The following is a 5,210-nucleotide window of genomic DNA, read 5'->3' as shown; positions in this document are numbered from 1 at the left end:
TAAGCCTAAACCATCGCGCGGGGAGTGCCGGGTGATTCCGGTGTGACCTGACAACACGTGTGCATCCACCACTACCCCATAGCACACGTGGCTATCGGGCGCATCGGGCGCCCGGCATTCCCCGCGCCCTTGATTTGAAGAGGGCGGGAATCAAATGCAAACCTCGGGCGAAACGCGCCGCGAGATCGAGAAACTGTGCCTTTTACTATGGGTCCCTGCGTTCGCAGGACGGCGTTGAGATTCTGCGCCAACTCTCAAGCGCGATCATCGTCCTGGCGGCCGGGACATTGTACGAAATCTCCCGGTTCCATTTTTCGGGTTGGGGGAACCCTTGCGTCGCAAGGACGTTGGTTCGAGCGTAGCCGTCTAAGCACCGCCGCGCTTACGCCCGGAGAGCTGACAGGTTACGGTTCCGGGCATTTTCTCATTGGTTCGATCGATGGATTTGCCGCGCAGCCCCGCATTGAATCATGACGCCGCAGTTTCGCCGCCGCTGCAACCGGACAGCGATCGCGTCATCGAGACCGACATCCCCTCCCGTCTCGACGCTCTGCCCTGGAGCGGCTTTCACACCCGCGTGGTGCTGGCGCTCGGCATCACCTGGATTCTGGACGGGCTGGAGGTCACGCTGGCCGGCTCGCTCTCGGGCGCGCTGAAGGAAAGTCCGACGCTTCGTTTCAGCAATTTCGATGTCGGACTGGCCAACAGCGCCTATATCGCCGGCGCCGTGATCGGCGCGATCGGGTTCGGCTGGCTGACGGACCGCATCGGGCGCAAGAAACTGTTCTTCATCACCCTGGCGGTCTATCTCACGGCCACTGCGGCGACGGCGTTCTCGTGGAATCTGGCGAGCTACGCCCTGTTCCGGTTCATCACCGGCGCCGGCATCGGCGGCGAATATACCGCGATCAATTCGACGATCCAGGAACTGGTGCCGGCGCGCTACCGCGGCTGGACCGATCTCGTCATCAACGGCAGTTTCTGGATCGGCGCGGCGATGGGCGCGGTCGCAGCGATCGTGCTGCTCGATCCTGCCGTCATCGATCCGGAGCTCGGCTGGCGGCTGGCCTATTTCAGCGGCGCCTGTCTCGGCATCGTGGTGTTCGTGATGCGGTTCTGGATCCCGGAAAGCCCGCGCTGGCTGATGATTCACGGTCGACCCGATGAGGCGCACGCGATCGTCGCCGATATCGAGCGCTCGGCGATCGGGGCCGCGCAGGACAAGCCGCAGCAGCCATGGCCGAAAATTAGGCTCCGGATGCGCAGTCACACCCCGCTGCGCGAGGTGGCGCATACGTTGCTCAAGCTCTATCGCACGCGTTCGCTGGTCGGGCTGTCGTTGATGACGGCGCAGGCGTTTTTCTACAACGCGATCTTCTTCACCTTTGCGCTGGTGCTGACCGACTTCTTCGGGATCGCGTCGAACAATGTCGGCTGGTACATCCTGCCGTTCGCGGCCGGCAATTTTCTGGGGCCGCTGCTGCTGGGCCGGCTGTTCGATACGCTGGGACGCCGCGTCATGATCGCGTTCACCTATGGCACGTCGGGCGTGCTGCTGGCGCTGTCGGGCTATCTGTTCTCGATCGGCGTGCTGAGCGCGCAGACCCAGACCATCGCCTGGATGGTGATCTTCTTCTTTGCGTCGCCCGCCGCCAGCGCGGCCTATCTCACCGTCAGCGAAACCTTTCCGCTGGAGGTCCGGGCGCTGGCGATCGCGCTGTTCTATGCGATCGGCACCGGCGTCGGCGGCGTCGCCGGTCCCATGCTGTTCGGAGCACTGATCGACACCGGGTCGCGCGACAGCGTTTTCGCGGGCTATCTCCTGGGATCGGTGCTGATGATCGCGGCCGCCATCATCGGCTGGCGCTACGGCATAGCTGCCGAGCGCCGGCCCCTGGAATCTGTTGCACGGCCGCTCGCCTTTCTGGAGTAGAATGCAATGAATGAACACGCGATGGAACAGGAACTGATCGAAACGCCCATGCAGCAAGACACCTCACCGAACGACGAGCGCCCGCCGGAAACCGTTCCGGTGCCGCACTCACTCGTGCCGCCGCTCGACAGGTCCGCTATTCTGCTCGACATCGACGGCACCCTGCTCGACCTGGCGCCGACGCCGCGTGAAGTGTGGGTGCCGCCCGGTCTGGCGGATACGCTGGAGCGACTGTATCAGCGGACCGGCGGCGCCATGGCGCTGGTCAGCGGGCGTTCGCTCAACGACATCGACCTGATCTTTGCGCCCGAGCAGTTTCCGGCGGTCGGCGGCCATGGCGCAGAGATGCGGGTCTCGATCGGAGCCGAGTCCGTCGCCACAAGCGCGCCGCCGCTGGACACCGAATTGAAGCTGCGACTGGCGGCGATCGCCAAGCTCAGCCCGGGGATCCTGCTGGAGGACAAGGGCTATTCGCTGGCGCTGCATTACCGCCTGGCGCCGCATGCGGAAAAGGCGATCTACGAAGCCGTGTCGCTGATCCGTGCCGACCTGCCGAATGCGCCGATCGAGGTGCTGCCCGGAAAATGCGTGTGCGAAATCAAGCACTCCGGTTTCACGAAGGCGACCGGCGTGCTCGAACTGATGAACCACGAACCCTTCAAGGGCCGCCATCCCCTGTTCATCGGCGACGACGTCACCGACGAGACGGTGTTTGCCATCATGCCCGATCTGCGCGGCCTGGCATTCTCCGTCGGACGGCGGGCCCAGGGTGTGAACGGTCATTTCGATGGGCCCTGCGACGTCAGGGACTGGCTCGCGCGTCTGCTCGATGAATAGGCACGCTTGAGGGCGCAACGGGTTCCGTGTCGCTGGAACTTCGGTCGCCGGGAGCGGAACCTTCCGATGGAAAATGTATCGCGGCTTTGCGGCTTCATAACGCGGCATCATTCGCGCTCAACTGACTCATTCAACAGGGTTTTCTCCAATCGAAGAAATTATCGCGGATTTCCAGGTTCCATCGTTGCTCGCCTGAATTTGGTTTCATTTCGTTGAAAGGGTGGCGAGGAACCATATTGATGAATGGCCGTTAATCGCGAGTGCCCAACAGGAGGGGACCCTGTGAACCTCGTCGTCGTTTCAAATCGCGTATCGCGCGGCAAGGCCAATGAACCCATGACGGGGGGACTGGCGGCGGCTTTGCTGCCCGTGGTGGAGAAATCCGGCGCGATTTGGGTGGGTTCCAGCGGTCGCGTCCGCGATGGCGCGCAGAAGGAGCCGTTTGCCGAAATTGAAGCATTGGGCGAGGGTGCGCTCGCCATGCTGGATCTGCCCGCCGCGCATTACGGCGGATATTATGAAGGTTTCGCCAATTCGGCGCTGTGGCCGGCGCTGCATTCCCGCACCGACCTGATCCGGGCCTCGCAGGAAGATTATCTCAGCTATCGCGAAGTGAACGCCTTCATGGCGCGCGCCTTGCTCCGGTTTCAGAAGCCGGACACCGCGTTCTGGATTCAGGACTATCACTTCCTGGCGCTGGGCGCCGAGTTGCGCGATCTCGGCGTCGTCCAGCCGATCGGGTTTTTCCTGCACACGCCGTGGCCCGCACGCGCCGTGTTCGGCGGCGTTCCGCATCACCGCGAACTGGTCGAGGCGATGCTGGCTTACGATCTGATCGGCTTCCAGACCGAGGACGATTGCGAGAATTTCCTGTCCTATGTGCGGTCGGATCTCGGTCTCGCCGCCCGCGATGGCGTCGTCACCTCGCGCCACGGCAGTTCGCGCGTCGCGGTATTTCCGATCGGCATCGACCCGGAGAAATTCGCCCAGCAGGCCGCCAAGGCGGTGTCGCATCCGGACGTGTCGCGGCTGCGGCGCAGCCTGAACGGCGAGAAACTGGCGATCGGCGTCGACCGGCTGGATTATTCCAAGGGGTTGCCGAACCGCATCAACGCGTTCGACCGGATGTGGACCTTGCAGCCGGGGCTCGCGCGCGCCGTGACCCTGCTGCAGATCGCCACGCCGTCCCGCGGCGCCATCGAAGCCTATGGCAATCTGCAGAACGACCTCGCCAAACAGGTCAGCGACGTCAACGGCCGGCACGGCGAAGTCGACTGGACCCCGATCCGTTACCTCAACAAGGGTTTCAGCCAGACCGTGCTGGCTGGCCTCTATCGCACCGCCCAGGTCGGTGTCGTCACCCCGCTGCATGACGGCATGAACCTCGTCGCCAAGGAATATGTCGCGGCGCAGAACCCGGCCGATCCCGGCGTGCTGGTGCTGTCAAAGTTTGCCGGAGCGGCCAACGAACTCGAGACCGCGCTGATCGTCAATCCGCACGATATCGACGGCATGGCGCGAACCATCGCAATGGCGTTGTCGATGCCGCTCAACGAACGAAAGCTGCGCTGGGAAGCGATGATGAAGAAGCTTCGCGGCGGCACGATCCAGCAATGGTTCGCCGATTTCGTCGATGCGCTGCAGGAAACCCAGGCCGACCGGGATTCCGGCGAGCCTCTGATCGCGGATCCCGTCATATGGCCGCCCCAACCGGCCAATCTCAACGCGCGGTATCATTGATTCATCAACGTCATTCCGGGGCGCGAGCAACGCGAGCGAACCCGCAATCCCGAGACTTCTGAATTTTTAGTGACAATACGACACGCCTTCGAGCACGGCACAGCGCGCCTTGTTGGGTGCGCCCGGATTGTCCATCGGCACCACGCCCGTGCCCTTGCCGACGAACACCCCCGGGCCGACCACGACCGACGATCGGTTGCCGATGATGACGCCCGGATGCGGCGAGGTCAGGCTCGAACGCGAGCCGTCGGCCCAGATGATCGCATCGCCGGACAGGACGCCGCGCCGCCCATCCTCGCAGGCGACATCGACGCCCTGACGGCTGCAGGCTTGCGCCCACGCCGGTCCGGCATCCAGCGCAGCGGCCGCGGACATCAGAACCGATAACATCGCCGCCCGATGGGTGCCCATGCCGCGCTCCGCTGCTTCGATCGTCTCCATGATCCATGGTCGCCCGTAACCGGTTTTCGGTTCAAGCCAGCATAAACCGCGCCGGATGCGCGGCGAAACTTCAAATTTGTTGATATTCTTCAATAGGTTGATGAAATATCGCGGCCCGTGACCGCAGTCCCTTGCAAAAGTCGGCCGGTCCCTTCAAGACAGGCCATCCGGAGAGATGGCCGAGTGGCTTAAGGCGCACGCTTGGAAAGCGTGTGTGCGGGAAACCGTACCGTGGGTTCGAATCCCACTCTCTCCGCCA

4 protein-coding genes and 1 tRNA gene are annotated in these 5,210 nt (G+C 63.3%); 4 read left to right on the top strand and 1 reads right to left on the bottom strand.

What is annotated here, in order from left to right:
• Positions 1–439: 439 nt before the first annotated feature.
• The 3 genes from Q8R73_RS12115 (at position 440) to Q8R73_RS12105 (ending at position 4,510) form a co-directional block, all read left to right on the top strand.
• Positions 440–1,933: an MFS transporter gene (locus Q8R73_RS12115; protein ID WP_305719783.1), complete on the top strand. Its 1,494-nt coding sequence runs from the start codon at positions 440–442 to the stop codon at positions 1,931–1,933.
• A 21-nt stretch (positions 1,934–1,954) separates the two neighbouring features.
• On the top strand, positions 1,955–2,770 hold the full coding sequence (otsB, locus tag Q8R73_RS12110; RefSeq protein ID WP_305719785.1) for a trehalose-phosphatase: 816 nt from the start codon (positions 1,955–1,957) through the stop codon (positions 2,768–2,770).
• Positions 2,771–3,052: 282 nt separating this feature from the next.
• Positions 3,053–4,510: a trehalose-6-phosphate synthase gene (locus tag Q8R73_RS12105; protein ID WP_305719782.1), complete on the top strand. Its 1,458-nt coding sequence runs from the start codon at positions 3,053–3,055 to the stop codon at positions 4,508–4,510.
• Between the two features lie 66 nt (positions 4,511–4,576).
• Here the strand turns inward: Q8R73_RS12105 and Q8R73_RS12100 are convergent, their stop codons facing one another.
• A complete protein-coding gene (locus tag Q8R73_RS12100; RefSeq protein ID WP_371126083.1) occupies positions 4,577–4,900 on the bottom strand; it encodes a hypothetical protein in 324 nt (107 codons plus the stop codon).
• Positions 4,901–5,120: 220 nt separating this feature from the next.
• Between Q8R73_RS12100 and Q8R73_RS12095 the strand changes: the two genes are divergently transcribed.
• A tRNA-Ser gene (locus tag Q8R73_RS12095) sits at positions 5,121–5,210 on the top strand.

Origin of the sequence: Bradyrhizobium sp., from assembly GCF_030697065.1 — a bacterium.
Classification (GTDB): Bacteria; Pseudomonadota; Alphaproteobacteria; order Rhizobiales; family Xanthobacteraceae; genus Bradyrhizobium.
Note: the sequence above shows the minus strand (reverse complement) of the source record. Positions and strands in the feature narration are given on the sequence as shown.

Coding starts and splice junctions, on each gene's coding strand:
- Q8R73_RS12115 (WP_305719783.1), top strand. CDS start 440: ATGGATTTGCCGCGCAGCCCCGCATTGAATCATGACGCCGCAGTTTCG.
- otsB (WP_305719785.1), top strand. CDS start 1,955: ATGGAACAGGAACTGATCGAAACGCCCATGCAGCAAGACACCTCACCG.
- Q8R73_RS12100 (WP_371126083.1), bottom strand. CDS start 4,900: ATGTTATCGGTTCTGATGTCCGCGGCCGCTGCGCTGGATGCCGGACCG.